This is a genomic window from Rhizobium sp. KNZ14-9A (genome assembly GCF_056755015.1).
The window spans coordinates 3,708,153-3,733,058 of the sequence record NZ_JBPGXB010000002.1; the positions used below are offsets into that span (position 1 = coordinate 3,708,153).

General features: G+C 60.6%; 27 protein-coding genes and 1 other RNA gene. 18 read left to right on the forward strand and 10 right to left on the reverse strand.

Annotation, left to right across the window (positions count from 1 at the left end; genetic code table 11):
* Nucleotides 1-19 precede the first annotated feature (19 nt).
* Nucleotides 20-559 carry an SH3 domain-containing protein gene (locus ACR9ZQ_RS25245; RefSeq protein ID WP_113320503.1) on the forward strand — a complete coding sequence of 180 codons (540 nt, stop codon included), beginning with the start codon at nucleotides 20-22 and terminating at the stop codon, nucleotides 557-559.
* On the opposite strand, the gene ACR9ZQ_RS25250 is transcribed toward ACR9ZQ_RS25245, so the two are convergent.
* Nucleotides 552-1,544 carry an adenosine kinase gene (locus ACR9ZQ_RS25250; RefSeq protein ID WP_025669408.1) on the reverse strand — a complete coding sequence of 331 codons (993 nt, stop codon included), beginning with the start codon at nucleotides 1,542-1,544 and terminating at the stop codon, nucleotides 552-554. The genes ACR9ZQ_RS25245 and ACR9ZQ_RS25250 overlap by 8 nt on opposite strands.
* 406 nt (nucleotides 1,545-1,950) lie before the next feature.
* On the opposite strand from ACR9ZQ_RS25250, the gene ACR9ZQ_RS25255 reads away from it, so the two are divergent.
* Nucleotides 1,951-2,898 (forward strand): AEC family transporter, encoded by a 948-nt coding sequence (locus ACR9ZQ_RS25255; protein WP_310379880.1) that lies wholly within the window; start codon nucleotides 1,951-1,953, stop codon nucleotides 2,896-2,898.
* A 57-nt stretch (nucleotides 2,899-2,955) separates the two neighbouring features.
* Here the strand turns inward: ACR9ZQ_RS25255 and ACR9ZQ_RS25260 are convergent, their stop codons facing one another.
* Nucleotides 2,956-3,528: a c-type cytochrome gene (locus tag ACR9ZQ_RS25260; protein ID WP_113016191.1), complete on the reverse strand. Its 573-nt coding sequence runs from the start codon at nucleotides 3,526-3,528 to the stop codon at nucleotides 2,956-2,958.
* A 154-nt stretch (nucleotides 3,529-3,682) separates the two neighbouring features.
* On the opposite strand from ACR9ZQ_RS25260, the gene ACR9ZQ_RS25265 reads away from it, so the two are divergent.
* A complete protein-coding gene (locus tag ACR9ZQ_RS25265) occupies nucleotides 3,683-4,438 on the forward strand; it encodes a 3-deoxy-manno-octulosonate cytidylyltransferase (RefSeq protein ID WP_481428983.1) in 756 nt (251 codons plus the stop codon).
* Nucleotides 4,439-4,450: 12 nt separating this feature from the next.
* Nucleotides 4,451-5,305: a prephenate dehydratase gene (locus ACR9ZQ_RS25270; RefSeq protein ID WP_310379885.1), complete on the forward strand. Its 855-nt coding sequence runs from the start codon at nucleotides 4,451-4,453 to the stop codon at nucleotides 5,303-5,305.
* 56 nt (nucleotides 5,306-5,361) lie between these two features.
* On the opposite strand, the gene ACR9ZQ_RS25275 is transcribed toward ACR9ZQ_RS25270, so the two are convergent.
* The 5 genes from ACR9ZQ_RS25275 to ACR9ZQ_RS25295 form a co-directional block, all read right to left on the reverse strand.
* Entirely contained in the window at nucleotides 5,362-5,730 is a 369-nt protein-coding gene (locus ACR9ZQ_RS25275; RefSeq protein ID WP_025669404.1) for a VOC family protein, read from the reverse strand.
* Between the two features lie 136 nt (nucleotides 5,731-5,866).
* A complete protein-coding gene (locus ACR9ZQ_RS25280) occupies nucleotides 5,867-6,088 on the reverse strand; it encodes a hypothetical protein (protein WP_310379888.1) in 222 nt (73 codons plus the stop codon).
* Between the two features lie 70 nt (nucleotides 6,089-6,158).
* Nucleotides 6,159-6,854, reverse strand: coding sequence for a helix-turn-helix transcriptional regulator (locus ACR9ZQ_RS25285; protein WP_310380103.1), 696 nt, complete (start codon nucleotides 6,852-6,854; stop codon nucleotides 6,159-6,161).
* A 61-nt stretch (nucleotides 6,855-6,915) separates the two neighbouring features.
* Nucleotides 6,916-7,875 (reverse strand): NAD(+) diphosphatase, encoded by a 960-nt coding sequence (gene nudC / locus ACR9ZQ_RS25290; RefSeq protein WP_310379890.1) that lies wholly within the window; start codon nucleotides 7,873-7,875, stop codon nucleotides 6,916-6,918.
* Entirely contained in the window at nucleotides 7,872-8,282 is a 411-nt protein-coding gene (locus tag ACR9ZQ_RS25295; RefSeq protein ID WP_310379892.1) for an HIT domain-containing protein, read from the reverse strand. The genes nudC and ACR9ZQ_RS25295 overlap by 4 nt, the downstream gene beginning before the upstream one ends.
* Nucleotides 8,283-8,371: 89 nt before the next feature.
* On the opposite strand from ACR9ZQ_RS25295, the gene ffs reads away from it, so the two are divergent.
* From ffs to ACR9ZQ_RS25315, 4 genes are all read left to right on the forward strand, one after another.
* Nucleotides 8,372-8,468, forward strand: an RNA gene (ffs, locus tag ACR9ZQ_RS25300) — signal recognition particle sRNA small type.
* Nucleotides 8,469-8,511: 43 nt separating this feature from the next.
* Complete coding sequence (locus ACR9ZQ_RS25305) at nucleotides 8,512-10,380, forward strand: DNA polymerase III subunit gamma/tau (protein WP_481428984.1); 1,869 nt, start codon at nucleotides 8,512-8,514, stop codon at nucleotides 10,378-10,380.
* A gap of 19 nt (nucleotides 10,381-10,399) precedes the next feature.
* Nucleotides 10,400-10,723, forward strand: coding sequence for a YbaB/EbfC family nucleoid-associated protein (locus tag ACR9ZQ_RS25310; RefSeq protein WP_007813855.1), 324 nt, complete (start codon nucleotides 10,400-10,402; stop codon nucleotides 10,721-10,723).
* Between the two features lie 52 nt (nucleotides 10,724-10,775).
* Complete coding sequence (locus tag ACR9ZQ_RS25315) at nucleotides 10,776-11,387, forward strand: LysE family translocator (protein ID WP_481429357.1); 612 nt, start codon at nucleotides 10,776-10,778, stop codon at nucleotides 11,385-11,387.
* 1 nt (nucleotide 11,388) lies between these two features.
* Here the strand turns inward: ACR9ZQ_RS25315 and ACR9ZQ_RS25320 are convergent, their stop codons facing one another.
* Nucleotides 11,389-12,006, reverse strand: coding sequence for an MOSC domain-containing protein (locus ACR9ZQ_RS25320; protein WP_310379898.1), 618 nt, complete (start codon nucleotides 12,004-12,006; stop codon nucleotides 11,389-11,391).
* A gap of 57 nt (nucleotides 12,007-12,063) precedes the next feature.
* On the opposite strand from ACR9ZQ_RS25320, the gene recR reads away from it, so the two are divergent.
* Nucleotides 12,064-12,669: a recombination mediator RecR gene (gene recR / locus ACR9ZQ_RS25325; RefSeq protein WP_310379900.1), complete on the forward strand. Its 606-nt coding sequence runs from the start codon at nucleotides 12,064-12,066 to the stop codon at nucleotides 12,667-12,669.
* An 8-nt stretch (nucleotides 12,670-12,677) separates the two neighbouring features.
* The gene (locus tag ACR9ZQ_RS25330; RefSeq protein ID WP_310379903.1) at nucleotides 12,678-13,928 is read left to right on the forward strand and encodes a lytic murein transglycosylase; all 1,251 of its coding nucleotides are present in this window, start codon (nucleotides 12,678-12,680) and stop codon (nucleotides 13,926-13,928) included.
* A gap of 25 nt (nucleotides 13,929-13,953) precedes the next feature.
* On the opposite strand, the gene ACR9ZQ_RS25335 is transcribed toward ACR9ZQ_RS25330, so the two are convergent.
* Both ACR9ZQ_RS25335 and ACR9ZQ_RS25340 read right to left on the reverse strand, forming a co-directional pair.
* The gene (locus ACR9ZQ_RS25335; protein ID WP_310379905.1) at nucleotides 13,954-14,409 is read right to left on the reverse strand and encodes a GNAT family N-acetyltransferase; all 456 of its coding nucleotides are present in this window, start codon (nucleotides 14,407-14,409) and stop codon (nucleotides 13,954-13,956) included.
* 8 nt (nucleotides 14,410-14,417) lie between these two features.
* Nucleotides 14,418-16,049, reverse strand: coding sequence for an MFS transporter (locus ACR9ZQ_RS25340; RefSeq protein WP_481428985.1), 1,632 nt, complete (start codon nucleotides 16,047-16,049; stop codon nucleotides 14,418-14,420).
* Between the two features lie 246 nt (nucleotides 16,050-16,295).
* On the opposite strand from ACR9ZQ_RS25340, the gene rimP reads away from it, so the two are divergent.
* From rimP to rpsO, 8 genes are all read left to right on the forward strand, one after another.
* Nucleotides 16,296-16,901: a ribosome maturation factor RimP gene (rimP, locus tag ACR9ZQ_RS25345; RefSeq protein ID WP_007813842.1), complete on the forward strand. Its 606-nt coding sequence runs from the start codon at nucleotides 16,296-16,298 to the stop codon at nucleotides 16,899-16,901.
* 60 nt (nucleotides 16,902-16,961) lie between these two features.
* Entirely contained in the window at nucleotides 16,962-18,566 is a 1,605-nt protein-coding gene (gene nusA / locus ACR9ZQ_RS25350; protein ID WP_481428986.1) for a transcription termination factor NusA, read from the forward strand.
* Nucleotides 18,566-19,252 carry an RNA-binding protein gene (locus ACR9ZQ_RS25355; RefSeq protein WP_113320488.1) on the forward strand — a complete coding sequence of 229 codons (687 nt, stop codon included), beginning with the start codon at nucleotides 18,566-18,568 and terminating at the stop codon, nucleotides 19,250-19,252. Before nusA ends, ACR9ZQ_RS25355 begins: the two co-directional genes overlap by 1 nt.
* Nucleotides 19,253-19,354: 102 nt before the next feature.
* Nucleotides 19,355-22,114, forward strand: coding sequence for a translation initiation factor IF-2 (gene infB / locus ACR9ZQ_RS25360; protein WP_481428987.1), 2,760 nt, complete (start codon nucleotides 19,355-19,357; stop codon nucleotides 22,112-22,114).
* A 75-nt stretch (nucleotides 22,115-22,189) separates the two neighbouring features.
* Complete coding sequence (gene rbfA / locus ACR9ZQ_RS25365) at nucleotides 22,190-22,591, forward strand: 30S ribosome-binding factor RbfA (RefSeq protein ID WP_310379915.1); 402 nt, start codon at nucleotides 22,190-22,192, stop codon at nucleotides 22,589-22,591.
* A gap of 12 nt (nucleotides 22,592-22,603) precedes the next feature.
* Complete coding sequence (truB, locus tag ACR9ZQ_RS25370; RefSeq protein ID WP_481428988.1) at nucleotides 22,604-23,536, forward strand: tRNA pseudouridine(55) synthase TruB; 933 nt, start codon at nucleotides 22,604-22,606, stop codon at nucleotides 23,534-23,536.
* An 85-nt stretch (nucleotides 23,537-23,621) separates the two neighbouring features.
* The gene (locus tag ACR9ZQ_RS25375) at nucleotides 23,622-24,473 is read left to right on the forward strand and encodes an alpha/beta fold hydrolase (RefSeq protein WP_310379920.1); all 852 of its coding nucleotides are present in this window, start codon (nucleotides 23,622-23,624) and stop codon (nucleotides 24,471-24,473) included.
* Nucleotides 24,474-24,622: 149 nt separating this feature from the next.
* Nucleotides 24,623-24,892 (forward strand): 30S ribosomal protein S15, encoded by a 270-nt coding sequence (rpsO, locus tag ACR9ZQ_RS25380; RefSeq protein WP_007817719.1) that lies wholly within the window; start codon nucleotides 24,623-24,625, stop codon nucleotides 24,890-24,892.
* Nucleotides 24,893-24,906 lie beyond the last annotated feature (14 nt).

Below are 24,906 nucleotides of genomic sequence, written 5' to 3' on the forward strand. Positions count from 1 at the left end.
CGAGCCAACGGAAGCTTCCATGCGTCGCACAGTTATGAAGTCCTGCCTCGTTCTGGCGGTTGCCTTTGCCGTATCGGCGGGCACCATCGAATTTGCACAAGCCCAGGCGGCCAAGGGGCCGAGCGGCCTGCCGCTGCCGCGCTTCGTGACGCTGAAGTCCAAACGCGTGAACCTGCGCATCGGACCGGGAACAGATTATGCGGTTTCCTGGATGTATCTGAAGACGGGTTTGCCGGTCGAAATCATCCAGGAATACGACAACTGGCGCCGTATCCGCGATGCCGACGGCACGGAGGGTTGGGTCAATCAGTCGCTGCTGTCAGGCCAGCGGGCCGCAATCGCGGCACCGTGGATGAAGGGAAAAGGCAAGGGCGTCTATGTGAACCTGCGCCGTGAGTCACAGCCGTCCGCCAGCATCGTTGCCAAGCTGGAGCCTGGGGTGATGATCTCGATCGGCGAGTGCAATGGCGAATGGTGCTTCGCAAAGACCGACGGCGCCGAAGGCTGGGTGGCGCAGTCGGAAATCTGGGGTGCCTATCCGGGCGAGGCCTTTAAATAAGGCCCGCCTCCTTTGCAGCTTCGGAGAGCGACTTCATCGGCCGCGGGCCGATCTGCTGGATGACGATGCCGGCGGCAAGGCAGCCGAGCTTGCCGCAATCTTCCAGCGTGCGGCCCTGCGTGTAGCCGTAGAGGAAGCCTGAGGCGAAGAGATCGCCGGCGCCCGTCGTATCGACCACTTCATTGATCTTGATCGCATCGACGTAATGGCGCTCGTTGCCCTTCAGGATCACGGCACCGTCCTCGCTCATGGTCACGGCGGCGATCTTGCAATCCTTGGCGATCTTGTTCAGCGCTTCCTCAAAATCGTCGGTCTCGTAAAGCGACAGGATCTCCTGGCGGTTGGCGAAGACGATATCGACCTTGCCCGAGCGCATCAGGTCCAGGAATTCGCTGCGGTAACGATCGACGCAGAAGCTGTCTGAGAGCGTCATCGACATTTCGCGACCGTTCTCGTGGGCGATGCGGGCGCAATCGAGGATCGCTTCCTTGGCACGCGGCGGATCCCAGAGATAACCTTCGAAATAGGTCACCTTGGCTTGCGCCACCACATCCGCTTCGACATCCTCAGGCCCGAGTTCGACGCAAGCGCCGAGATAGGTGTTCATCGAGCGTTCGCCGTCATCGGTGACGAAAATCATCGAGCGTGCGGTCGGCGGAAATTTTCCCTTGGCCTCGGTCCGGTAGTGAACTCCCTGAGCACGGATATCATGCGCGAAGATCTCGCCGAGCTGGTCTTCTGCGACCTTGCCGAAATAGGCGGCCTTGCCGCCGAGGCTTGCAACGCCTGCGGCCGTATTGCCGGCGCTGCCGCCAGAAGCTTCGAGTGCCGGTCCCATGCGAGAGTAGAGCAGTCCGGCGCGATCGGCATCGATGAGGTTCATCGCTGCCTTGGTGATCTTGTTGTCAATGAGAAACTGGTCGTCGCAACGGGCGATAATATCGACGATTGCGTTGCCGACCGTCAGAACATCGAATTTGGTCATGAAATGGGAAGTCCCGGATTTGTGATAGCCGGTAATCGGTCTTAGCGAAATTTGCTGGTATTGGAAGGATAAACAGCACACCGCCTTCCAAGTCTTCGCAAAACTGCCGTTTATTCGTCATGCCGCTGTCACCATGCTTACCTAAAAACAGCATCAGGAAGACCGGCATGCAGGTATCTCGTATGGCCGGGGTATGGGAGGGATGATCCCTTCAATCTTACCGGGACGACGCTGACCACGGATGAACTGGCAGTATCGCAACCGGCTATCCGGCAGGACCGGATGCGGAAAAGCGGGCTTAGCCCGCTTTTTTTGTTGCGCCGCGAAGGATATTGCATCCAAGGCATTTGTCATGGCTGGCGATTAGCTGCTAGACCTCGGCGATCCCCGCGCAGAGCAGCAGTCTATGTCAGCCATCATCTTCGACGTTCTTCCGATCTTCCTTCTCATTCTCATCGGCTGGCTGATTGTCCGTACAGGGTTGCTGACGGCTGAGGTCGGCGATGCCTTGAGCGAGTTCGTTTTTAAGATCGCCGTGCCGCTGCTGCTTTTCCGCACCATCGCCGAGGCCGATTTCCATGGCGCGTCGCCGTTTCGGCTCTGGATCGTCTATTTTGCCGGTGTCGCGGTGACATGGACGGCCGGGCACATCGTTGCCACGCGCTTCTTCGGGCGCGATGAGCGGATCGGCGTGCTTGCCGGCGTGTCCTCCGCTTTCGCCAACAACATCTTCATCGGCCTGCCGCTGGTCGAGCGTACCGTGGGCAGCGAAGGGCTTGTTGCCCTTTCCATCCTGCTTGCCGTGCATCTGCCGATCATGATGGTGGCCGGCACAATCATGATGGAACATGCCGAACGCAAAATCTCCGGCAAGAGCGACCGCAGCATGACCCTGGTACTGAAGCAGATCGGCCTGAATCTGCTACACAATCCGTTGGTCATCGGCATTGCCGCCGGCACGGTCTTTCACGTCTCGGGACTGACCATGCCGGCAACGGTCAGCTCCGTCGTTGGACAGATTGCCGGCACGGCTGGTCCGGCGGCATTGATTTCGCTCGGTATGGCGCTGCAGAAATACGGTGTCTCCGGCAATGTCGGAATCGCCAGCGTGACCTCCGCCTTCAAGCTGCTGCTGCTGCCTGGCTGCGTGTGGGCAGCAAGCCATCTTTTCGGCCTCAACAACGAGTGGGCGGCGGCTCTGGTGCTGACCTCATCGGTGCCGACGGGGGTGAATGCCTGGCTGATCGCCAACCGCTTCGGCGTCGGTCACAGCCTTGCCGCCTCGACGATTACAGTGACCACGGCGCTCGGCGCGATCACCGTTTCCTTCTGGGCCTATATTCTCGGTGCCTGAGGCAATAAAAAAGCCCGGCTTGTGACCGGGCTTCTTCTCGAAAAAATTCGTCGCTTCTTACTGCGTTGCAGTCGGAGCATTCGGATCCGGCAGCGGAGCCGGTGAATCTGCCAGCGTGTGCAGATAGAGAATGACGTTGGCGCGGTCCTGATCCTTCGGCAGGCCTGCAAAGCCCATGGCGGTACCCGGGACGTCTTTCTTCGGTGCCAGCAGGAACTTGTTGAGGTTTTCGAAGGTCCAATGCTCGCTGCTGCCCTTGGAGAAGTCCTTCATGGCGGAGGAATATGCAAAGCCTTCATGCGAAGCGATCGGCCGATCTACGACACCAAAGAGATTCGGGCCGACTTTGTTCGGTCCGCCTTTGGTGCCGTCATGACAGGCCTGACACTTCTTGAATACGGTCTCGCCGGCCTTGGCGTCGGCGCTGGCAAGAAGCTGCGCGATCGGAACAGCAACGGCAGCAGGTGCGCCTTCACCGCCGGCGGCGGGTGCCTCCTCGGCGACGATGGCAAAACCTTCCTTCTCCGGCGCCTCGGAATGGAAGATCCCCTCGGACGCGATGGAGACAGACATCAGAACGAAGATCGTTCCTAGCAGCGCTCCCACGGCCGTATTGACGTATGAATTCATCTGCAATGCTCCCCTTGCAGCCGGCAGACCAGAAACCGGACCATCTTGAAATTGCGCGGAACCTATGTCTTTTGGCTATTCGTTGCAACTGTCTAAATGGTCTTGTGCGTGAGACTTTTTGCCACTTTTCAGCCCGGATTAGAAGGCCCGAACAATGACTGATTTAAAATTAGATGAGGTGCTGGTGCTGATCCCCGCACGCATGGCCTCCACCCGGCTTCCCGGCAAGCCGCTGGCCGATATTTGCGGTCTGCCAATGATCGTGCAGGTGGCGAAACGAGCACAGGAAGCGGCGATTGGCCGGGTGGTTATTGCCGTCGACGACCAGCAGGTGTTCGATGCTGTCGCCGCCGCCGGCTTTGAAGTGGTCATGACACGCCAAGACCATCAGTCTGGCTCTGACCGCATTTTCGAGGCGCTGAACAAGGTCGATCCAGACGCGAAAGCCAAAATCGTCGTGAACGTCCAAGGCGACCTGCCGACGATCGAGCCGGAAACCGTGCGTGCGGCTTTACGTCCTCTCGAGAACGAGGCCGTCGATATTGGAACTCTGACGACCGAAATCGACAACGAGGAAGACAAGACCGCGCCGCACATTGTGAAAGTCGTCGGTTCACCGCTCTCCGCCAGCCGTCTGCGTGCGCTTTACTTCACCCGCACGACCGCGCCTTACGGCAAAGGGCCGCTCTATCACCATATCGGGCTCTATGCCTACCGACGCGCGGCACTCGAGCGTTTTGTCTCGCTTGGCCCATCGACGCTGGAAAAGCGCGAATCGTTGGAGCAGTTGCGGGCACTCGAAGCCGGCATGCGCATCGATGTCGAGATCGTTGACACGGTTCCGCTTGGTGTCGATACTCCGGCCGACCTCGAAAAGGCGCGGCGCATTCTCTCCGCAAAGGCCAACTGACGGATTTTCCTCATGAACATCAAGACCAACAGGATCGCCTTCCAGGGCGAATTCGGCGCCAATTCCGACATGGCGAGCCGCGACATGTTTCCGACCATGGAACCGTTACCCTGCCAGACCTTCGAGGATGCCTTCACGGCGGTCGACAATGGTGACGCCGATATCGGTATGATCCCGATCGAAAACACGATCGCCGGGCGTGTGGCTGACATCCATCACCTCCTGCCGGAATCGCGCCTGCACATTATCGGCGAATATTTCATGCCGATCCGCTTTCAGCTCATGGTTCTGCCGGGCGTGACGAAGGACGAGATCCGCACTGTGCACAGCCATATCCATGCGCTCGGTCAGTGCCGCAAGATCGTGCGCGCCAATGGCTGGAAGCCTGTGATCGCCGGCGACACGGCAGGGGCCGCCAAGCTCGTCAAGGAAACCGGCGACCGCTCGATGGCGGCGCTCGCGCCGCGCCTTGCCGCCGACCTCTACGGCCTCGATATCATCGCCGAGAATGTCGAGGATACGGAAAACAATGTGACGCGCTTCGTTGTACTGTCACGTGATGAGGAATGGGCAGAACGCGCTGCCAGTGACGAAAAGATCGTCACCACCTTCGTCTTCAACGTCCGCAATATTCCGGCAGCGCTCTACAAGGCGCTCGGCGGTTTTGCGACGAACAACATCAACATGACGAAGCTCGAAAGCTATCAGCTCGGCGGCAAGTTCGTGGCGACGCAGTTCTACGCTGATATCGAGGGCCACCCGAACGACGCGCATGTGCGACGGGCACTGGAGGAACTGCGTTTCTTCTCCGAGAAGGTGCGCATCCTCGGCGTCTACAAGGGCCATGCAATGCGGGGACTTCTGTAAGGATTACCCAAAGCCTCTCCGACAACTGACCGGAGAGGCCTTATGCATACCTTGATTTATTTATCCGGCTCACAAACACGCAAGCGATGCCCGTCCGGATCCAGCACGACGAAGGTCGGACCGAAGTCGAGTTCGGTCAGATCCTGAGCGAAGGGCAGGCCACGGCCCCGCCAGTCTTCGTAATGCCTGGCGACGGCATTTTCTCCATCGACCATGAAGGCGACCTCACCGCGGTTACCGATGGCCGAGGGTTGCGGTTCGACGCTGCTGCGGCGCCAGAGGCCGAGGGTGAAGCCGCCATCGAGCGGAAAGGCGACGAAATTCGGCGCCTCCACCGCCGGCTCGCGGCTCAGAATATTGCGATAGAAGGCGGCGCTTTCAGCGGGGTCCTTGACATAGAGGATAATAAGATTGGGGCTGGCCATTTCAGTTCTCCACTGGGTTGAAAGATGCCCGGCCGAGATCTGCTGCCATTTTATGGCAGCAGATCTCCGATTGCAGCGCTGCAGACAGCGCCGCTTTCGTTACCGGGAGGAATATCAATGAGGCCGGCGTGCGGCCTTAACGGAAGAGATCGTCGCCGACGCGCCAGTCCTGTCCGTCCATGATGCCGAGATCGCGCTTGTGCCAGTGCGGCATCGTCTCGAGATCAAGGCGCGGACGGCGTGCTGACGCTCCTGTGAACCTGTCGGCAAACAAGCGCACCAGACGCGAACGAAGGGTTTTTCCGGCTTTGACTGAAGTACGACGGCCGGCATATTGAACGACTTGAGGCATTCCCATGATCAGTACTCCTTCCTGCTGGACTGGTACTGACAATAGCGCATCCTGCTGACAGTTTATGGCAGTAGCGTTAGTGCTCGATCGGAGTATCCTGGGTGTCCCGCCATTCCTTCAGGAGAACGGTGCGACGACGCGGATACCGCGTGTCATGGATCGTCATGTCGATGATACGATCGGTGCGGAAATGACGGAAATCCTGGCGTAGTTCGCACCAGGCCATTATGATGCGCACATGCTCGAAATAGCCGAGCGCGAAAGGCCAGACACGGCGGCGGGAGACACGCCCCTGTTCGTCGCCATAATGCAGTTCAAGGATGCGCTCCAGGCGGATTGCCTTGCGGATGGCCGAAACATCCGCCTTATCCTCATCCTGCCGTTTGCGGCCGACAAAAAGTGTAGCCGAATCGACCATATCGCGCATGTCGGGCGGCAGCACGGCGGCGATCTTCGCCAGCGCATCAGCGCCGGCATTGGCCAGGCGCGGCTCGGCGGCGCGCGCCACCCAACGCGAGCCAAGCACCAGTGCTTCCAGCTCCTCCTCGGAAAACATCATCGGCGGCAACATGAAGCCGGGTTTCAGCACATAGCCTATGCCGGCCTCGCCCTCGATCATGGCGCCTTGCGCCTGAAGGCTCGCAATATCGCGGTAGAGCGTGCGAAGGCTGACACCGGTTTCTTCGGCCAATACGGTGCCGGTGACCGGCCGCCGATAGCGCCGGAGCGTCTGAAGCAGGGTCAGCAGCCGTTCTGAGCGGGCGACCATGATTATGCCCTCATGCAGACAGGCCGGACCGGCTGACGATCATCCGTGCTCTCCGACCTTTTGTTCAGCGTTTCCACTCGACCCAATCGCGCATCAGGCGATGGGCAATCGCACCCTTCGGCGGCGGCGCCTTGCCGTTGGCGCCAGGACGCTCCAGCATTTCGATGGTTTCTTCGCGGGTGAACCAGCGGCAATCCTCAAGCTCAGCCTCATCGCGGTGGATATCGCACGACTTCGCCTCGGCATAACAGCCGATCATCAGCGAATGCGGCATCGGCCAGGGCTGGGAGGCATGATAACGGATACGGCCGGTCTTGATGCCGGATTCTTCCAGCGTTTCACGGCGAACGGCATTTTCGATCGTCTCGCCGGGCTCCAGGAAGCCCGCCAGACAGGAGTACATGCCGGGCGCGAAATGCGGGCTGCGGCCGAGCAGGCAAAGATCACGCTCCTCATCGATCGTCAGCATGATGACGACGGGATCGGTGCGCGGGAAGATCATGTGCTCGCAGGCCGTGCAGACCCGCTTGTAGCCGCCGATGCGGATTTCCATGACGGAGCCGCAGCGGCCGCAAAACTGGTTGTCACCGTTCCAGCGGATGAGGCTTGCTGCCTGGGAGAACTCGCCGAGCAGCATCTCGTCGACGAGCTCGTCACGGAAGAGCGAGCGTCCGTCGACCGGCTTGTACTGGCTCGCCATATCCTCGACATCGATGCCGACGGGCACGGCAAGGCGCGGCTCGCCGGTTTTGCGATAGCCGAGCAGCACGGTTTCGTCCCAATTCGGTTTCAGCTCCTGCAGCTCGTAGCGTGCGAAGAGCGGATCGAGCACCTGGCCATCGTGCTTGAGCACCAACTTGTCCTTGGCGAAGGCGAAAATATGCGTGCCTTCGCGGGCGAGCGCCTTTTCGACAGAGCCTTCATCGCGATGTTCGCTGTCGCGGTGCAGGTCGTTTGCGGCAAAGGCGGTGAGATTGCTGGGTTCCGGATGCGGCAGGTCCGAATCGAAAAGCGAATGACTCATGGTGAAAGGGCTTCCCGCAGCTTAGCTATGAATTCGTCTCTTGCTGCGTCCTTGTAAGGCTCGGCCTTGCCGAAACCCCAGACAGGACCCGGCCAGTTCGCGTCACCTTCAGAACGCGCAATGACATGAACATGAAGCTGGCGGACGATATTGCCAAGAGCCCCGACATTGATTTTCGTGGCACCGGTAACCTTCTTGAGTGCTGCGGAGACGAGCTCGATCTCGAAGGTCAGCAGCACCTGATCGAGCGGCGTCAGCTCGAAGATCTCTGTAATATCCGCCCGGCGCGGCACCAGGATCAGCCAGGGCCAGCGAGCATCCTTCGATAGCCTGACGTCACACAGGCCAGTCAGCAGGATACTGGTACTGTCGTTTTCGAGCCTGGGGTCGAGCACGAAATCGCTCAAAGGCATTCTCCTCATGTTTTCCAATGGACTAGCAGTTTTTTCGGAGCTTGGCTTGCTTTTGATGAGGAATTTGCCGATATGTGCATCCGGGAGGTTGGTGGTGGACGAGCCACTCGCCAACCGGGTCAGGTCCGGAAGGAAGCAGCCCTAACGAGCCCGGCACGGGTCATCGTGCCAGCCTCCCACCTTCTCTTCCAAGAAGCCCGGCCTTCCGGGCGCAAGCAGGGCGATGAGCGACACCGAGCGACAATCACAAGATGCCGCCTCGACGGGCACCGGATACCGGGTGCTGGCACGCAAATACCGCCCCAAGGATTTCACGGACCTGATGGTCGGCCAGGAGCCGATGGTCCGTACGCTCACCAACGCCTTCGAGACCGGTCGCATCGCGCAGGCCTATATGCTGACCGGCGTTCGCGGCGTGGGCAAGACGACGACGGCGCGCATTCTGGCCCGCGCCTTGAACTACAAGACGGCTGAGATCGACAAGCCGACGATCGACCTTCGCGTGCCGGGCGAACATTGCCAGGCGATCATGGAAGGCCGCCATGTCGACGTGATCGAGATGGACGCTGCCTCGCATACCGGCATCGACGATATCAGAGAGATTATCGAGCAGGTGCGCTACCGGCCGGTTTCTGCCCGCTTCAAGGTCTATATCATCGACGAAGTGCACATGCTTTCGACGCAAGCCTTCAACGGGTTGTTGAAGACGCTCGAGGAGCCGCCGGAGCATGTGAAATTCATCTTCGCGACGACGGAAATCCGCAAGGTTCCGATCACCGTTCTCTCGCGCTGCCAGCGCTTCGACCTGCGCCGCATCAGCGCTTCCGATCTCGTCGGCCTGTTTTCGACCATCGCCGCCAAGGAAGGCATCGAGGCGGAACCGGATGCGCTGGCGATGATCGCGCGCGCTGCGGAAGGCTCTGCCCGTGACGGCCTGTCGCTGATGGACCAGGCGATCGCGCATGGCGGCGGCGTGGTGCAAGCCGAGGCCGTGCGCGGCATGCTCGGCCTTGCCGATCGCGCCCGCATCGTCGACCTCTTCCAGCATATCGTGCGCGGCGATGTCGCAAGCGCCCTCAATGAATTCCAGAGCCAGTACGAAGCGGGCGCCAACCCGGTCGTGGTGCTGACGGATCTCGCCGACTTCACGCATCTGGTGACGCGGCTGAAATATGTGCCCGATGCCGCAAACGACCCATCGCTCAGCGAAGTGGAGCGCACCAAGGCTGCGGAATTTGCGCAAGGTGTCGCGGTTACCACGCTCTCGCGCATCTGGCAGATGCTGCTGAAGGGCATTCCAGAGACGGAAAACTCTTCGCGCACGGCGGGTGCAGCCGAGATGGTGCTGATCCGGCTCGCGCATGCAGCACATCTGCCGGCACCTGAGGATGCGGCGCGGCGGCTTGCGGAATTTTCCAACGAAAACGGTGCACCACGCCCGTCCTCGCCTGTGCCTTCGGGCAATGGCGGCGGCACGCGCGTGCCCTACCAGACGAATGTGACGGCACGGGCTCCCGAGCCCGCCCCACGGCCACAGCCCTCGGGGCCAACCGCCATGCTGCGCGCCGTGCCCAATCTGGAGCCGCAGAGTATCGGCCGCGTCGAGACGAAGCCGGTGGAAGCGCCGAAGCCGCTCGTGCCGGTCAATTCGATCAGCGATATCGTTGATCTCGCAGCTGAAAAACGCGACGTCAAACTCAAGGCATTGGTGCGCAACTTCGTGCGGCCCGTACGGATCGAGCCTGGCCGTCTGGACGTGAACCTCACCGAGGGCACACCCGGCACGCTGCTCAACGAGCTTGCCGTCAAGCTCAAGGAATGGACAGGCATCCACTGGATCGTCAGCACCAGCCGCGAAGAAGGCGGGCCGACGATGGTGGAGGCGGAAGCTAAGGCGCAGGAACAGCGCGTCAGCGATGCGCGTCAGGACCCTGATGTCGCGGCAATTCTTGCCCAGTTTCCGGGTGCCAAGATCATCGACGTACGCGTGCGGGCGCCGACGCCGGAGGAAGAGGCGGAGGAGGTCAACCCGCCTGCCGCCGCCGAATCCGAAGAAGGCGATATCCTGCCCGGCGACGACATAGAATTCTAGTTTCAAGAAGGAGAAGACGATGCGCGACATCATGGGCATGATGGGCAAAGTCAAGGAAATGCAGGCCAAGATGGAGCAGATGCAGGCGGAAATCGCCGAGCTGACCGCCGAAGGCAAGGCAGGCGGCGGGCTCGTCACCGTTATCATCTCCGGCAAAGGCGAATTGAAGAGCCTGAAGATCGACCCTTCCCTCTTCAAGGAAGACGATGTCGAGATCCTCGAAGACCTGATCGTTGCCGCCCACAAGGATGCCAAGGACAAAGCGGAAGCCATCGCTGCCGAAAAGACCAAGGCGCTGACGGCCGGCCTGCCGATCCCGCCCGGTTTCAAGCTGCCTTTCTGATTTCGTCGACTGGTCCGGTAATGACTGGCCCCGGAAGAAGAGACGGGAGATGATGACCTTGACGACGCTGCTGGTTTTCGCCGGCGCTCTTTTCATTGCCGCCGGCACACCCGGACCGAGCGTTGCGGCGCTTGTCGCCCGGGTCATCTCGAAAGGCACGCGCGACGTGCTGCCTTTCCTGTTCGGCATGTGGGCCGGGGATGCGATCTGGCTGACCTGCGCCATTGCCGGCCTCTCGGCGATCGCCGAAAGTTTCTACCACGTCTTCGTCGTCGTTAAATGGTTGGGCGTGCTCTATCTTCTTTATCTCGCCTGGCGGATGTGGTTCGCCAAAGCCGAGGTCGAGGAAGAAGAGTTGCCGCAGGAACGTTCGCGTGGTCGGATGTTTCTGACCGGCCTAGCGATTGCGCTCGGCAATCCGAAGATCATGATGTTCTATGTGGCCCTTCTGCCGTCGATCATCGACATTCCCTCGGTATCGCTTGCCGGTTGGGCCGAACTCGTCGTCACGCTGTTCGTCGTTCTGGCTGTCGTCGATTTCAGCTGGATGTTCCTCGCCGCAAAGGCGCGCGGTTTCCTGAAAAGCCGGCGTGCGGTGCGGATCGCCAACCGGGTGAGCGCGGGAACGATGGCGGGGGCTGCCGTCACGATCGCCATGCGCTGAGTTATGGCTGTTCTTCCAGTTCGGCTCGCAGCTTGTAGTGAACAGGCGCCGCCAGATAGCGGTTGCGATCTGCGGCGGAAAGCTGGCGCCCGAAGGTTTCCATCATTTCCGGCATGGTCACTGTGGCGCCGGAAAAGGGCCTATATTCGACCGACATTCCAGCTTCCACGATTCCCTTTGATATCACGCGGCAATAGATGCCGGGGCGTGCCGCCCTGGTGTAGCGCTTGACGAATTTCGGATCGTTCATCCTGGCAGCGAACGTGGCGCAAGGGATGCGGCAGGATGTGACTTCGAGGATCAGTTCGCCGGCGATAAAGCGGTCGCCGACCGAGACATCGCGGTTATCAAGCCCTTCGATGACGAGATTCTCGCCGAAGGTGCCGGGCTCGACAGGGTGGCCGAGTTCGTTCGCCCACCAGTCGAGGCTGACCGAACCCTCCAGATAGACAGCCTGATCGACGCCGCCGTGATGTTTCCTGTTGCAGATCGCATCGCCCACGAGGCCTTCGGCATCGATCATGACGCCGCCGGCGACGGCATGTTTGAAGATACCGGTCTTGTAGCTCTTGCCGGGTAGGCGTTCTGCTGCACCCTTGCAGACTGCGAGGATTTTCATCGGTCTGGCGATCCTTCGGCGATTCCGTTTTCGTTCCATATCAGTTAAGAACGGCGCATGGCAAAGCGAGTCACCGGCCCCGAAATCGAAAAACTGATCCAGCTTCTGGCGAAAGTGCCGGGCCTCGGGCCGCGCTCGGCGCGGCGGGCGGCGCTGCATCTCATCAAGAAGAAGGATCAGCTTCTCGGTCCTCTCTCACATGCGATGGGCGAGGCCTATGACAAGGTGAAAATCTGCTCGCACTGCGGCAATGTCGATACGGTCGATCCCTGTACGGTCTGCACCGATGCGCAGCGCGACCAATCCGTGATCATTGTCGTCGAGGACGTCTCGGATCTCTGGGCGCTGGAGCGCGCGGGCGCACTGAACGCCGCATATCATGTGCTTGGCGGCACGCTCTCGCCGCTTGACGGCGTCGGCCCTGACGATCTCAATATCCGCGGGCTGATCAACCGCGTCGGCGAGGGCGGTATCAAGGAAATCATCATCGCTGTGAATGCGACCGTCGAAGGGCAGACGACAGCGCATTACATCACCGACCAGCTCGCAGATCTCAATGTGAAAATCACGCGGCTGGCGCATGGCGTGCCTGTGGGGGGCGAGCTCGACTATCTCGACGAGGGTACGCTGACGGCTGCGCTTCGAGCGCGCACAGCAATTTAGGGGGATATATGAACTTCTTCGGCCGGCTTCTTTCAACAGGCGCCGCCCTGCTGGCGCTTTCCTCCATCCCCTCTTACGCCGCACCTTCGAAAGCCGATGTCGAAGCGCAATTCGAAAAATGGGTGCAGGCCGATCTCTGGCCGGAAGCGAAAAAGAACGGCATTTCGGAGAAGACCTTCCGCGCGGCCTTTTCAGGCGTTGAACTGGATTGGACCCTGACCGATCTTGCCCCTCCCGGCTTTCCGCCGCCGAAGGAGCAGAGGCAAACTCAGGCCGAGTTTTCCTCACCAGGCCCCTATTTCAACGAGGATCGGCTGAAGCGGCTTGCGATGACCGGGCGCGGCTTTGCCTCACAATATGCCTCGACGCTCCGCCGCATTGAAAAGACCTATGGCGTGCCGGGCTCGATCGTGCTGGCAATCTGGGGACGCGAGACCGGCTTCGGCGCGGCGAAGATCCCGAATTCCGCCGTCGAGATTCTGGCGACCAAGGCCTTCATGTCGACGCGCAAGGAGATGTTCCGCATGGAGCTGATCGCTGCGCTGCATATTCTCGACGGCGGTGACGTAACACCTGCCGATTTCAAGGGATCGTCGGCAGGCGCGCTCGGCCAACCGCAGTTCATGCCGACGAGCTACCTGAAATATGCCGTCGATTTCGACGGCGACGGTCACCGCAATATCTGGACCTCGGTTCCCGACACGCTCGCCTCGATTGCCAATTTCCTCGTGAAAAAGGGCTGGCAGCGCGACCGCGACTGGGGCTTCGAAGTGACGATCCCCGACCCAGTCTCCTGCGCGCAGGAAGGGCCTGATCTTGCCAAGCCGCTCTCCCACTGGGGGTCGCTCGGCATCAAACGTATTTCCGGCAAGGGTTTTCCATCCGGCGAGTTGAAAGCGCAAGGCATGATGCTGGTGCCTGCGGGGCGTGATGGGCCGGAATTCATCGTCACGCCGAACTTCTATATCATCAAGGAATACAACAACTCCGACCTCTATGCCCTCTATATCGGCAATCTTGCCGACCGCATCGCCTCCGGTTCCGGTTCCTTCCAGGGGCAATGGGGCGATGTAGGCAAGATGCTGCGCTCGGATGTCGCCGCCATGCAGCGCGCACTGGAACGGCAGGGGTACGATGTCGGCGGTTCGGATGGATTGCCCGGCTACAAGACACGGCGCGCGATCGGCCAGTGGCAGGAAAAGAACGGCATGAAACCGACTTGCTTTCCCGAGGCATCGATGAAGGGCAAGCTCAAGTAAGAGGCGTGCGCGCCAGGCGGATGCTTTACAGGTTGCGCTTCAACCCCTCATGGCTCGTCACGAAACCGAGCTTTTCATAAAACCGGATCGAATCCGCACGCGTCTTGTCGGATGTGAGTTGCACGAGACCGCAACCACGTTCCGCGCAGCGGGCGATCGCCCATTCGATGAATTGCGAGCCCAACCCGGAGCCGCGATGGCTCTTCGCAATGCGCACGCTTTCGATCTGGCCCCGCCACATGCCCGTTCGCGAAAGGCCGGGAAGAAAGCTCAGCTGCAAGCAGCCGACGACCCTGTCTGTCTCGTCGATTGCAACAGCCAGCAACTGGTTGGGATCTGCCTCGATTGCGGCGAAGGCTGCGAGATAGCGTATATCGACGGGATCCGAGACGACCTCCCGTGTGCTGCCGAGATCATCATCGGCGAGCAGCCGGATGATGTCGGCGAGATCGGATTGTCGTGCGCTTCGGAAGACGTGCATGGCTGACCTCAATGGTGCAGATCGATCGGTGCCTTGTGGAAGACGTCATCGACGGGCGGAATGGCCTGCCGTTCGATCATGCGATGAACGTTCGGCAGGTCCTCGCCGCAGTGCAGGGCGCGAAGCCGGTCGGTATTTTCGGCATCGGCCTGCGTTCGGCGCTGGTTGTGCCTGATATATTCGACCCAGGTCGGCGTGTGATAGGTTTCCGTCCAGAGGCCGGGATTTTCGAGATCGCGCATCAGAGCCCAGTTGCGGGCGCCATCGCGGATGCGGATGCGGCGGCGTTCAACCATCAGCGTCATGAATTCGGCCAAGTCGCTATCGGCGATCTGGTAAGCGACCTGGATGACGATCGGGCCGCTGCGCGGCGTGATATCGAGACCGAGCGCGGGCTCGATAAAGCGGTTCAGCGGATCGAGATTGAGCGAGGCGAAAGCCGGCATGGAAAAGCGCAGGCCGATCACGACTCCAAGCAGCAGGACCGCAGCCGACATCAGCAGTGCATTCGAAAGACCATACCGGTCGGCGGCAACACCCCAGAGCCAGCTTCCACCGGCAATACCGCCGAAGGTGACGGTCTGGTAAAGCGACAAAGCGCGGCCGACCACCCAGCGCGGCGTCGAAAGCTGGACGATGATGTTGAAGAGCGAAAGCGCCGAAACCCAGCAGGCACCGGCTACAAGCAACCCGGCCGAGGTGAGCACGGCACTTGGGCTGAGAGCTGCGATCACGGCGCTGAGTGCAAAGCCTGTAAAGGCCAAGCGGATGATCGTCTCGCTGGAGAACATCTCGCGCAGACTGGTGCTCAGTATGGCACCACCGATCGCGCCGACGCCGAAGGCGCCGAGCATGAAGCCATAGGTCAGCGGCCCGCCAGAGACGAGATCGAGCGCGACGACCGGCAGCAGCGCCTGGATAGAACTTGCACCGATACCGAATACCAGCCCTCTGAGGAGGATCTTTTCGAGGTTGGGCGACATGGAGACATAACGCATGCCGGCAAAAATGGCGCTGCCAAGTGTTTCGCGCGGCAGCGTCGACGCAGGCGTGCTGGGCCGCCAGCGAAACAGCACATAGAGGAGCGCAATGTAGCTCAGCGCGTTCACTGCAAAGGCCGCAGCGGCACCGGCAGCCGCCACGATGGCGCCACCGATCGCCGGACCGACACTGCGGGTAATGTTGAAGCCCATACTGTTCAGCGTAACCGCGCCCGGCAAATCGGCGCGCGGCACCATGTCGCCAACAGAGGCCTGCCAGGAGGGATTGTTGAGCGCCGTGCCGCAGCCGATGAGAAACGTAAAGAAGAGCAGCAGTGCGGGGGTAATCCAGCCGAGAATGGCGCAAGCCGTCAACACGATCGAGACCACGAACATCGCGGATTGCGCCGTCAGCATGATCCGGCGCCGGTCATAATTGTCGGCGAGAGCGCCCGAGATCAGCGAGAACAGCATGATCGGCAGCGCCGTCGAGGTCTGGACCAGCGCAACCATGTCCTCGGACGAGGTGATGACCGTCATCATCCAGGCGGCACCGACAGCCTGAATCAGGCCACCGAAGTTCGAGGCGAGGCTTGCAAACCAGATGGTGCGGTAGGTCTCATGCCGCAAAGGCGCAAATGTCGAAGACGTATAGGCCACGCTTCCCCCCGCTTTTATCGTTGTGCCTCAATAGCAATATATGCGGAAGATGAGTGCTCGCCATAGGTTAGCTCGCACTTGCAGGGGCGGAGGAGGCGGAATCGGCGTCGACCTTGCAATTTCCAAAAAACGGGACTATATGGCACTCAAATTCTTGATCGTTCGATGAAGAGTGGGCCGCAAGGACCCGCTCTTTTTTATTAGCGCGATCACCCCGAATGCCAGAAATCGCAGGGAGCGCACCGCTTGTCGGATCTGACAAACGCAGACAATCAACATGAGCCGCGGCTGATTACCGAGACCGGGCTTGACCAGCGTCTTGCCGACATTATCGAACCCGTACTCGTCGACATCGGCTTCCGCCTCATTCGCGTTCGCATGCTCAACCAGAATGGCATGACGATGCAGGTCATGGCCGAGAAGAACGATGGCACGATGAGCGTCGAAGACTGCGAGCAGGTCTCCATGGCGATTTCTCCGGTGCTCGATGTGGAAGATCCGATCGATAAAGAGTATCATCTAGAAGTGTCTTCGCCGGGTATCGACCGCCCTCTGGTGCGGAAATCCGATTTTACTCGCTGGCAGGGCCACCTCGTAAAGTGCGAAACGTCGATCATGATCGGCAATCGCAAACGCTTCCGCGGCAAGATCGTCGAAGCGGACGCCGACGGGTTTACGATCGAACGCGATCAGGTTGCCTATGGCGAGGAGCAGAAGGTCGTCATCCCCTTCACTGCGCTCAGCGATGCCAAACTCATTCTGACCGACGATCTGATCCGGGATGCACTGCGCGCCGACAAGCTGGCAAAGGCGCAGGCTGCGAACCAGAACGAAGCGGACGACGAAGAATAACCGATCAACGCAAGCTCCAGGGACGGGAACCCGGGTAGTCAAGGACGGAGAAACACAACAATGGCAGTCAGTGCAAACCGGCTCGAACTTCTGCAGATCGCAGATGCTGTGGCGCGCGAAAAGGTCATCGACCGCGAGATCGTGCTTGCCGCGATGGCCGATGCCATCCAGAAGGCGGCGCGTTCCCGTTACGGTACCGAATCCAATATCCGCGCCGACATCAACCCGAAGACCGGCGAAATCCGTCTTCAGCGCCTGCTCGAAGTCGTCGAGAAGGCCGAAGATTATTCCACGCAGATCCCGCTGGAACTGGCCCGCGACCGCAATCCGGACGCCGCCATTGGCGACTTCATCGCCGATCCGCTGCCGCCGATGGATTTCGGCCGCATCGCCGCACAGTCGGCCAAGCAGGTTATCGTGCAGAAGGTGCGCGAAGCCGAGCGTGACCGCCAGTTCGACGAATTCAAGGATCGTGTCGGCGAAATCGTCAACGGAACGGTCAAGCGCGTCGAATATGGCAATGTCATCGTCGACCTCGGCCGCGGTGAAGGCATCATCCGCCGTGACGAAATGATCCCGCGCGAGAATGTTCGCTATGGCGATCGCGTCCGTGCGTACGTATATGATGTCCGTCGCGAGCAGCGCGGCCCGCAGATCTTCCTGTCGCGCACGCATCCGCAGTTCATGGTGAAGCTCTTCACCATGGAAGTGCCGGAAATTTACGACGGCATCATCCAGGTGAAGTCGGTTGCCCGCGACCCGGGTTCGCGCGCCAAGATCGCCGTGATCTCGAACAACTCTTCGATCGATCCGGTCGGCGCCTGCGTCGGTATGCGTGGTTCGCGCGTCCAGGCCGTCGTCGGCGAGCTCCAGGGCGAGAAGATCGACATCATTCCCTGGTCGCAGGACCCGGCGACCTTCGTCGTCAATGCCCTGCAGCCGGCCGAAGTCGCAAAGGTCGTTCTCGACGAAGATGCTGAACGCATCGAAGTGGTCGTTCCGGATGAGCAGCTTTCGCTCGCCATCGGCCGCCGCGGCCAGAACGTCCGTCTGGCTTCGCAGCTGACGGGTTGGGACATCGACATCATGACGGAAGCCGAAGAGTCCGAGCGCCGTCAGAAGGAATTCAACGAGCGCACCAACCTCTTCATGGACGCGCTCGATGTCGACGAGATGGTCGGCCAGGTTCTGGCTTCGGAAGGCTTCGCCGCTGTTGAGGAACTGGCTTATGTCGATCTCGACGAAATCTCGTCGATCGACGGTTTCGACGAAGACACCGCGCAGGAAATCCAGACCCGCGCCCGCGAATTCCTCGAGAAGCTCGAGGCGGAAATGGACGAGAAGCGCAAGGCTCTCGGCGTTGCCGACGAGCTGCGCCAGATCGACGGCATAACTGCCCAGATGATGGTCGCGCTCGGCGAAGACGGTATTAAGACGATCGAGGACTTCGCAGGCTGCGCGGCCGACGATCTCGTTGGCTGGACCGAACGCAAGAATGGCGAAACGAAGAAGTTCGAGGGCCTGTTCTCGAAGTTCGACATTTCGCGTGTAGAAGCCGAACAGATGGTTGTGCAGGCCCGCCTGCTCGCCGGCTGGATTACTGAAGAAGACCTTGCGAAGGACGCTGAGGCTGTCGAAGCCGATGCGACCGAGCAGGACGCATAATGACACTGACGCCGGACACATCTCCTGAGGACGATGATCTTGCAGGTTACGACGTGAACGGCCGCATGTGCATCGCAACACGCGAAAGCGGATCGCCGGATGAGCTGATCCGCTTCGTGGCCGCCCCTGACGGGACGGTGGTGCCGGATCTGAAGCGCACGCTGCCGGGACGCGGCTGCTGGGTGAAGATCGACCGGTCGCTGGTCGAGAGGGCGGTGGCGAAGAAGCTCTTCGCCCGCGCTCTCAAGGCCGATGTCAAGGCAGCCGACGACCTCGCCGAGCGGGTGGAGCGGCTGTTTCTGCAGCAGCTTCTGCAGATGATGAATATGGCGCGCAAGGCGGGCCAGCTCGTCACTGGCTCGGCCAAGGTGGATGCCGCAATACGCAGCGGGGCTGCGCTTGCAGTGTTCCATTCGACGGATGCAGCCGCCGATGGCGTGAGAAAAATAGACCAGGCTCGCAAGGCCTGGCACCTCGGAATGGAAACCGAGGAAGAAATACCTTCCTTCCGTCTCTTCTCGGAGAGCGAAATGGAAGGGGTGATGGGCCAGAATGCTTTTATCCATGCCGCAGTGCTTGCAGGGCAGGCGGGTGAAGGTGTAGTGAAGCGCGCAAAGATGCTCGAACAGTACCGTAACGGCGGTCAGTCCCGGGCACCGGGCGGCGCTGGCCAGCAAAAACAATGATGCGGTCACCGGCGGAAGCCGGCCGCAATATCATTGATCGATTGTATGTGATTGACAGGGTCTGATGGCTTCATCGTTCCCTGTCCGAAGGAACGGGAACGAATGACCGATAGCAACGACGACAAGACAATCAGCGCAACGGGGAAGAAAACCCTCACCCTGAAACCATCAGGAATGAGCCAGGGTACCGTTCGCCAGGATATGGGTCGCGGTCGCACCAAGGCGGTCGTCGTCGAGACCCGCAAGCGGCGCCCGATGCGCCCTGAAGACGAAAAGCCGATGACACCTGCTCCCGTAGCTCCGGTGCGCACGCCTGAACCGGCGCCGGCGCCTGTGCAGGCGCGCCCGCAGCAGTCGGCTCCGGCCCCGCGCATTCAACAGCCTGGTGGCCAGAACAACCAGCGCCCGCAGCAGACAAGCCAGCGTCCGCAGCAATCCTACCAGCCGCAGCGTCAGCAGGATCGTCCACGTCCCGTGGTGCTGAACCACCTTTCGCCTGAGGAAATGGATGCCCGTCGCCGCGCGCTTGCCGATGCGCAAGCCCGTGACGCGCAGGACGCCATCCGTCGTGCTGAGGAAGAAAAGCGCCGCGCGGCAGAAGAGGCCGTACGCCAGGCCGCCGAAGCGGAGGAAGCCAAGCTGCGCGCCGCAGAAGAGGCCGTACGCCAGGCGGAGGCCGCAGCAGCAGCCCTGGCCGAACCACCTGCCGCTCCTGCAGTGGAAGCACGTGTTGAAACTCCTCGTCCGCAGCAGCCGGCAGCCGCGCCGGCCGCTCGCCGTCCGGAAACCGCTCCGTCGCCCTCAACCGCCCGGCCTGCGCCAGGCGCACCGGCAGGTGTGCGTGGTCGCCGTAATGAAGGCGAAGAGGAAGACCGCGGTGCTTCGCGCAGCGGTCCGGTCCGTGGCCGCCCGGTTCGTCCGGAGCCCGCAAAGCCGGTGACAACCCGCCCGAAGAGCGAGGAAGACCGCCGCCGCGGCAAGCTGACCGTTACCACCGCAAACGTCGATGACGACGGCAATGCACGCGGGCGTTCGCTTTCGGCCATGCGCCGCCGGCAGGAAAAGTTCCGCCGCAGCCAGATGCAGGAGACGCGCGAGAAGATCACCCGCGAGGTCGTACTGCCCGAAACCATCACCATTCAGGAACTGTCGCAGCGCATGTCTGAACGTGCCGTTGACGTCATCAAGTACCTGATGAAGGAAGGCCAGATGATGAAGCCGGGCGACGTCATCGACGCCGACCTCGCTGAACTCATTGCCGGTGAATTCGGCCATACGGTCAGGCGCGTATCCGAATCCGACGTCGAACTCGGCATCTTCAATGTGTCCGACGAGCAGGGCGAACTGGTTTCGCGCCCGCCTGTCGTCACCATCATGGGCCACGTCGACCACGGCAAGACCTCGCTGCTCGACGCTATCCGCCATGCCAACGTGGTCTCCGGCGAAGCCGGTGGCATCACGCAGCATATCGGCGCCTATCAGGTGGAACAGAACGGCCAGAAGATCACCTTCATCGATACTCCCGGCCACGCAGCCTTTACGGCGATGCGTGCCCGCGGTGCGCAGGCTACCGATATCGCGATCCTTGTGGTCGCGGCTGACGATAGCGTGATGCCGCAGACGATCGAATCCATCAACCACGCCAAGGCGGCCGGTGTTCCGATCATCGTGGCGATCAACAAGGTCGACAAGCACGAGGCCGATCCGCAGAAGGTTCGCAACCAGCTTCTGCAGCACGAAGTCTTCGTAGAATCCATGGGCGGTGAAGTGCTCGACGTCGAAGTTTCGGCCAAGACCGGCAAGAACCTCGATAAGCTGCTCGAAGCGATCCTGCTGCAGGCCGAAATTCTCGACCTTAAGGCCAATCCGAACAGGACGGCTGAAGGTACTGTCATCGAAGCCCAGCTCGACCGCGGTCGTGGTGCGGTTGCGACAGTGCTTGTCCAGAAGGGCACACTGCGTCCGGGTCAGATCATCGTTGCCGGTGACGTCTGGGGCCGCGTGCGCGCCCTGGTCACCGATAAGGGCGACCATGTGAAGGAAGCCCGTCCCGCGACCCCGGTCGAGGTTCTCGGTCTTTCCGGCACGCCGCAGGCAGGTGACAAGTTTGCCGTCGTCGAGAATGAAAGCCGCGCCCGCGAAATCTCGGAGTATCGTCAGCGTCTCGCCCGCGACAAGGCGGCTGCCCGCCTGTCGGGACAGCGCGGTTCGCTGGAACAGATGATGACGCAGCTCCAGAGCACCGGCGTGAAGGAATTCCCGCTGGTCATCAAGGGCGACGTGCAGGGCTCGATCGAAGCGATTGCCGGCGCATTGGACAAGCTCGGTACCGACGAGGTTCGTGCCCGCATCGTTCATTCGGGCGCAGGCGGTATCACCGAGTCCGACATCTCGCTTGCCGAAGCATCGAACGCTGCCATCATCGGCTTCAACGTGCGTGCGAATGCGCAGGCACGCCAGTTCGCCGAACGTGAGGGGATCGAGATCCGCTACTACAACATCATCTACGACCTCGTGGATGACGTGAAGGCAGCGATGTCGGGTCTTCTTTCGCCGGAACGTCGCGAGACCTTCATCGGCAATGCCGAGATCCTGGAGGTGTTCAACATCACCAAGGTCGGCAAGGTCGCGGGTTGCCGCGTCGTCGAAGGCAAGGTCGAGCGTGGCGCGGGTGTCCGCCTCATCCGCGACAACGTCGTCGTGCACGAAGGCAAGCTCAAGACCCTCAAGCGCTTCAAGGACGAAGTCTCTGAAGTACCGATGGGCCAGGAGTGCGGTATGGCCTTCGAGAACTACGAAGACATGCGTGTCGGCGACGTCATCGAGTGCTTCCGCGTCGAGCACATCACGCGCACGCTCTGATCGGGCGACGATTGAAATCTTGGACGGGCGCCGGATCATCCAGTCCGGCGCCCGATCCTTTTGGGATAAAGAACAATGGCAACAAGACCCACATCCTCGGCACCGTCGCAGCGCATGCTGCGCGTCGGCGAGCAGGTTCGCGCAGCAATCACCCAGGTGCTGCAGCGTGGCGAAGTGCGCGACGACATCATCGAGGCGACCGTGATCTCGATCTCCGAAGTGCGCATGTCGCCCGACCTCAAGATCGCGACGGCCTATGTGACGCCGCTCGGCGTTTCCGACCATACGATCGTCATCGACGCGTTGAACCGCAATGCGAAGTTCATCCGCGGCCGGCTCGGACCGCAGCTCCGGCAGATGAAATACATGCCGGAAGTGCGCTTCCGCGACGATACCAGCTTCGACAATTACAAGAAGATCGACGACCTGCTGCGCTCGCCCGAAGTGAGCCGCGATCTCGACAATGACGACGAATAACAGAAGAAACTGATGTCCAAACCACGCAAACCCAAGGGCCGCCCGATTTCCGGCTGGCTGATCCTCGACAAGCCGGTGGATTTCGGCTCGACGGAAGCCGTTTCCAAAATCAAGTGGCTCTTCAAGGCGCAGAAGTGCGGCCATGCAGGCACACTCGATCCATTGGCATCGGGCATGCTGCCGATCGCGCTCGGCGATGCCACCAAGACCGTTCCCTATGTGATGGACGGCCGCAAGATTTACGAATTCACGGTGAGCTGGGGTGAGGAACGGGCGACCGACGACCTCGAGGGCGAGGTTACGCAGAACTCCGACAAGCGCCCGAGCGAACAGCAGATCCGCGATATCCTGCCGAAATATATCGGCACGATCAGCCAGGTTCCGCCACAGTTTTCCGCGATCAAGATCGCCGGTGAACGCGCCTACGATCTGGCGCGCGACGGCGAGGCGGTCGAGATCCCCTCACGCGAGGTCGAGATTCATCGCCTCACGCTTCTCGCCTGCCCGGATGACAATACCGCGCATTTCGAGGTGGAATGCGGCAAGGGCACCTATGTGCGGGCGCTTGCCCGCGATTTCGGCCGCGAACTCGGCTGCTACGGTCATGTTTCCGGCCTGCGCAGAACTTTCGTCGCGCCCTTTGCGGAAGAGACGATGGTGCCGCTTGCAAAGCTCACTGCGCTCGAAGAGATCGAAGACATGGATGAGCGTCTTGCCGCCCTCGACGCACTGCTGATCGATACCTGCGAAGCGCTGTCGGCCCTGCCGCACCTTGTTGTCAGCGATGATCAGGCGCACCGGCTGAAAATGGGCAACCCTATCCTGGTGCGCGGCCGCGACGCGCCGGTTGCCGAAAGCGAGGCCTATGCGACGGCCCGGGGCAGGCTGATCGCGATCGGCGAGATCGGACAGGGTGAATTCCGGCCGAAGCGCGTTTTCGCCTGAAAGTTGCAAATAGCGGCATTGCCAGAAATAGGCGATGCGATATGTTTCCCGGCGGGCCATAACGGCCCGTCATAGGGGGAAGAATATGCGCAAAATCGCTTTGGGAATACTGACGTTCTTTTCGTTGTTTCTCACGGTTACGATCGCTCAATCTGGCGAGCGCTGGGCCGAACTTCCGGCCTTTCCTTCCATGTCGGCGCCGAAGGCGAGCGGCATGGCAGAAGTCAACGACATCAGGATGTATTACGCCGAATATGGCGAGGGCGACCCGATCCTCTTCATCCACGGCGGGCTTGGAAATGCCGATGTCTGGGGCCATCAGGTCGCCGATTTCGCCAAGGATCACCTTGTCATTGTCGCTGACAGCCGCGGGCATGGGCGCTCGACGCGCAGCCAGCAGCCCTTCGGCTATGATCTGATGACATCGGATTATGTAGCACTTCTCGACTATCTGAAAATCGACAAGGTGACGCTGGTCGGCTGGTCAGACGGCGGCATCATCGGCATCGACATGGCGATGAAACATCCGGAGAAGCTCACGCGCGTCATCGCCCAGGCGGCAAATGTCACGACCGACGGCGTGAAGTCCGACGTCATGAGCAACAAGACCTTCAACGACTACATCAATGTCGCCGGCGAATATTACAAAAAGCTGTCGCCGACGCCGAACGAATACGACGCCTTCGTCAAACAAATCTCGGAAATGTGGGCGACACAGCCTGCCTGGACGGCAGCGGATCTCGGAAAGATCACGGTGCCGATCACGCTCGCCATCGGCGATCATGACGAGGCCGTAAAGCTCGACCATACAGAGATGATGGCGAAGGAAATTCCAGGCGCAAAACTCGTCATCCTGAAGGATGCCAGCCATTTCGCCATGCTGCAGGATCCCGAAGGATACGACGCGATGATCCGGGACGCCATGGCGGGGCGCTGAAACCGCTACTGGTGCCCTCTTTCCAACGCTGCTTATTTGGTTTATAGGCAGCGCCAGCATCTGGGTATCCCCGATTGCATTCGCGGCCAAGGCTGGACGACATCCCGGCTTTTGGCGACTTAAACTCCTCTCAACGAAAGGATTGTCCGATGTCGATCACTGCTGAGCGCAAGGCTGCGCTGATCAAGGAATATGCGACCACCGAGGGCGACACTGGTTCGCCGGAAGTACAGGTTGCGATCCTCACCGAGCGCATCAACAACCTGACCGAACACTTCAAGGACCACAAGAAGGATAACCATTCCCGCCGTGGTCTGCTGACGCTCGTTTCCAGCCGCCGCTCGCTTCTTGACTATCTCAAGAAGAAGGACGAAGGCCGCTACACCAAGCTGATCAACGGCCTGGGTATCCGCCGCTAATGATTTTTCGGCGG

Excerpts from the sequence above, each read along its gene's own strand:
- ACR9ZQ_RS25245 (WP_113320503.1), top strand. The coding sequence starts at position 20 with ATGCGTCGCACAGTTATGAAGTCCTGCCTCGTTCTGGCGGTTGCCTTT.
- ACR9ZQ_RS25250 (WP_025669408.1), bottom strand. The coding sequence starts at position 1,544 with ATGACCAAATTCGATGTTCTGACGGTCGGCAACGCAATCGTCGATATT.
- ACR9ZQ_RS25255 (WP_310379880.1), top strand. The coding sequence starts at position 1,951 with ATGTCAGCCATCATCTTCGACGTTCTTCCGATCTTCCTTCTCATTCTC.
- ACR9ZQ_RS25260 (WP_113016191.1), bottom strand. The coding sequence starts at position 3,528 with ATGAATTCATACGTCAATACGGCCGTGGGAGCGCTGCTAGGAACGATC.
- ACR9ZQ_RS25265 (WP_481428983.1), top strand. The coding sequence starts at position 3,683 with ATGACTGATTTAAAATTAGATGAGGTGCTGGTGCTGATCCCCGCACGC.
- ACR9ZQ_RS25270 (WP_310379885.1), top strand. The coding sequence starts at position 4,451 with ATGAACATCAAGACCAACAGGATCGCCTTCCAGGGCGAATTCGGCGCC.
- ACR9ZQ_RS25275 (WP_025669404.1), bottom strand. The coding sequence starts at position 5,730 with ATGGCCAGCCCCAATCTTATTATCCTCTATGTCAAGGACCCCGCTGAA.
- ACR9ZQ_RS25280 (WP_310379888.1), bottom strand. The coding sequence starts at position 6,088 with ATGGGAATGCCTCAAGTCGTTCAATATGCCGGCCGTCGTACTTCAGTC.
- nudC (WP_310379890.1), bottom strand. The coding sequence starts at position 7,875 with ATGAGTCATTCGCTTTTCGATTCGGACCTGCCGCATCCGGAACCCAGC.
- ACR9ZQ_RS25305 (WP_481428984.1), top strand. The coding sequence starts at position 8,512 with ATGAGCGACACCGAGCGACAATCACAAGATGCCGCCTCGACGGGCACC.
- ACR9ZQ_RS25310 (WP_007813855.1), top strand. The coding sequence starts at position 10,400 with ATGCGCGACATCATGGGCATGATGGGCAAAGTCAAGGAAATGCAGGCC.
- ACR9ZQ_RS25315 (WP_481429357.1), top strand. The coding sequence starts at position 10,776 with ATGACCTTGACGACGCTGCTGGTTTTCGCCGGCGCTCTTTTCATTGCC.
- ACR9ZQ_RS25320 (WP_310379898.1), bottom strand. The coding sequence starts at position 12,006 with ATGAAAATCCTCGCAGTCTGCAAGGGTGCAGCAGAACGCCTACCCGGC.
- recR (WP_310379900.1), top strand. The coding sequence starts at position 12,064 with ATGGCAAAGCGAGTCACCGGCCCCGAAATCGAAAAACTGATCCAGCTT.
- ACR9ZQ_RS25330 (WP_310379903.1), top strand. The coding sequence starts at position 12,678 with ATGAACTTCTTCGGCCGGCTTCTTTCAACAGGCGCCGCCCTGCTGGCG.
- ACR9ZQ_RS25335 (WP_310379905.1), bottom strand. The coding sequence starts at position 14,409 with ATGCACGTCTTCCGAAGCGCACGACAATCCGATCTCGCCGACATCATC.
- nusA (WP_481428986.1), top strand. The coding sequence starts at position 16,962 with ATGGCAGTCAGTGCAAACCGGCTCGAACTTCTGCAGATCGCAGATGCT.
- ACR9ZQ_RS25355 (WP_113320488.1), top strand. The coding sequence starts at position 18,566 with ATGACACTGACGCCGGACACATCTCCTGAGGACGATGATCTTGCAGGT.
- infB (WP_481428987.1), top strand. The coding sequence starts at position 19,355 with ATGACCGATAGCAACGACGACAAGACAATCAGCGCAACGGGGAAGAAA.
- rbfA (WP_310379915.1), top strand. The coding sequence starts at position 22,190 with ATGGCAACAAGACCCACATCCTCGGCACCGTCGCAGCGCATGCTGCGC.
- truB (WP_481428988.1), top strand. The coding sequence starts at position 22,604 with ATGTCCAAACCACGCAAACCCAAGGGCCGCCCGATTTCCGGCTGGCTG.
- ACR9ZQ_RS25375 (WP_310379920.1), top strand. The coding sequence starts at position 23,622 with ATGCGCAAAATCGCTTTGGGAATACTGACGTTCTTTTCGTTGTTTCTC.
- rpsO (WP_007817719.1), top strand. The coding sequence starts at position 24,623 with ATGTCGATCACTGCTGAGCGCAAGGCTGCGCTGATCAAGGAATATGCG.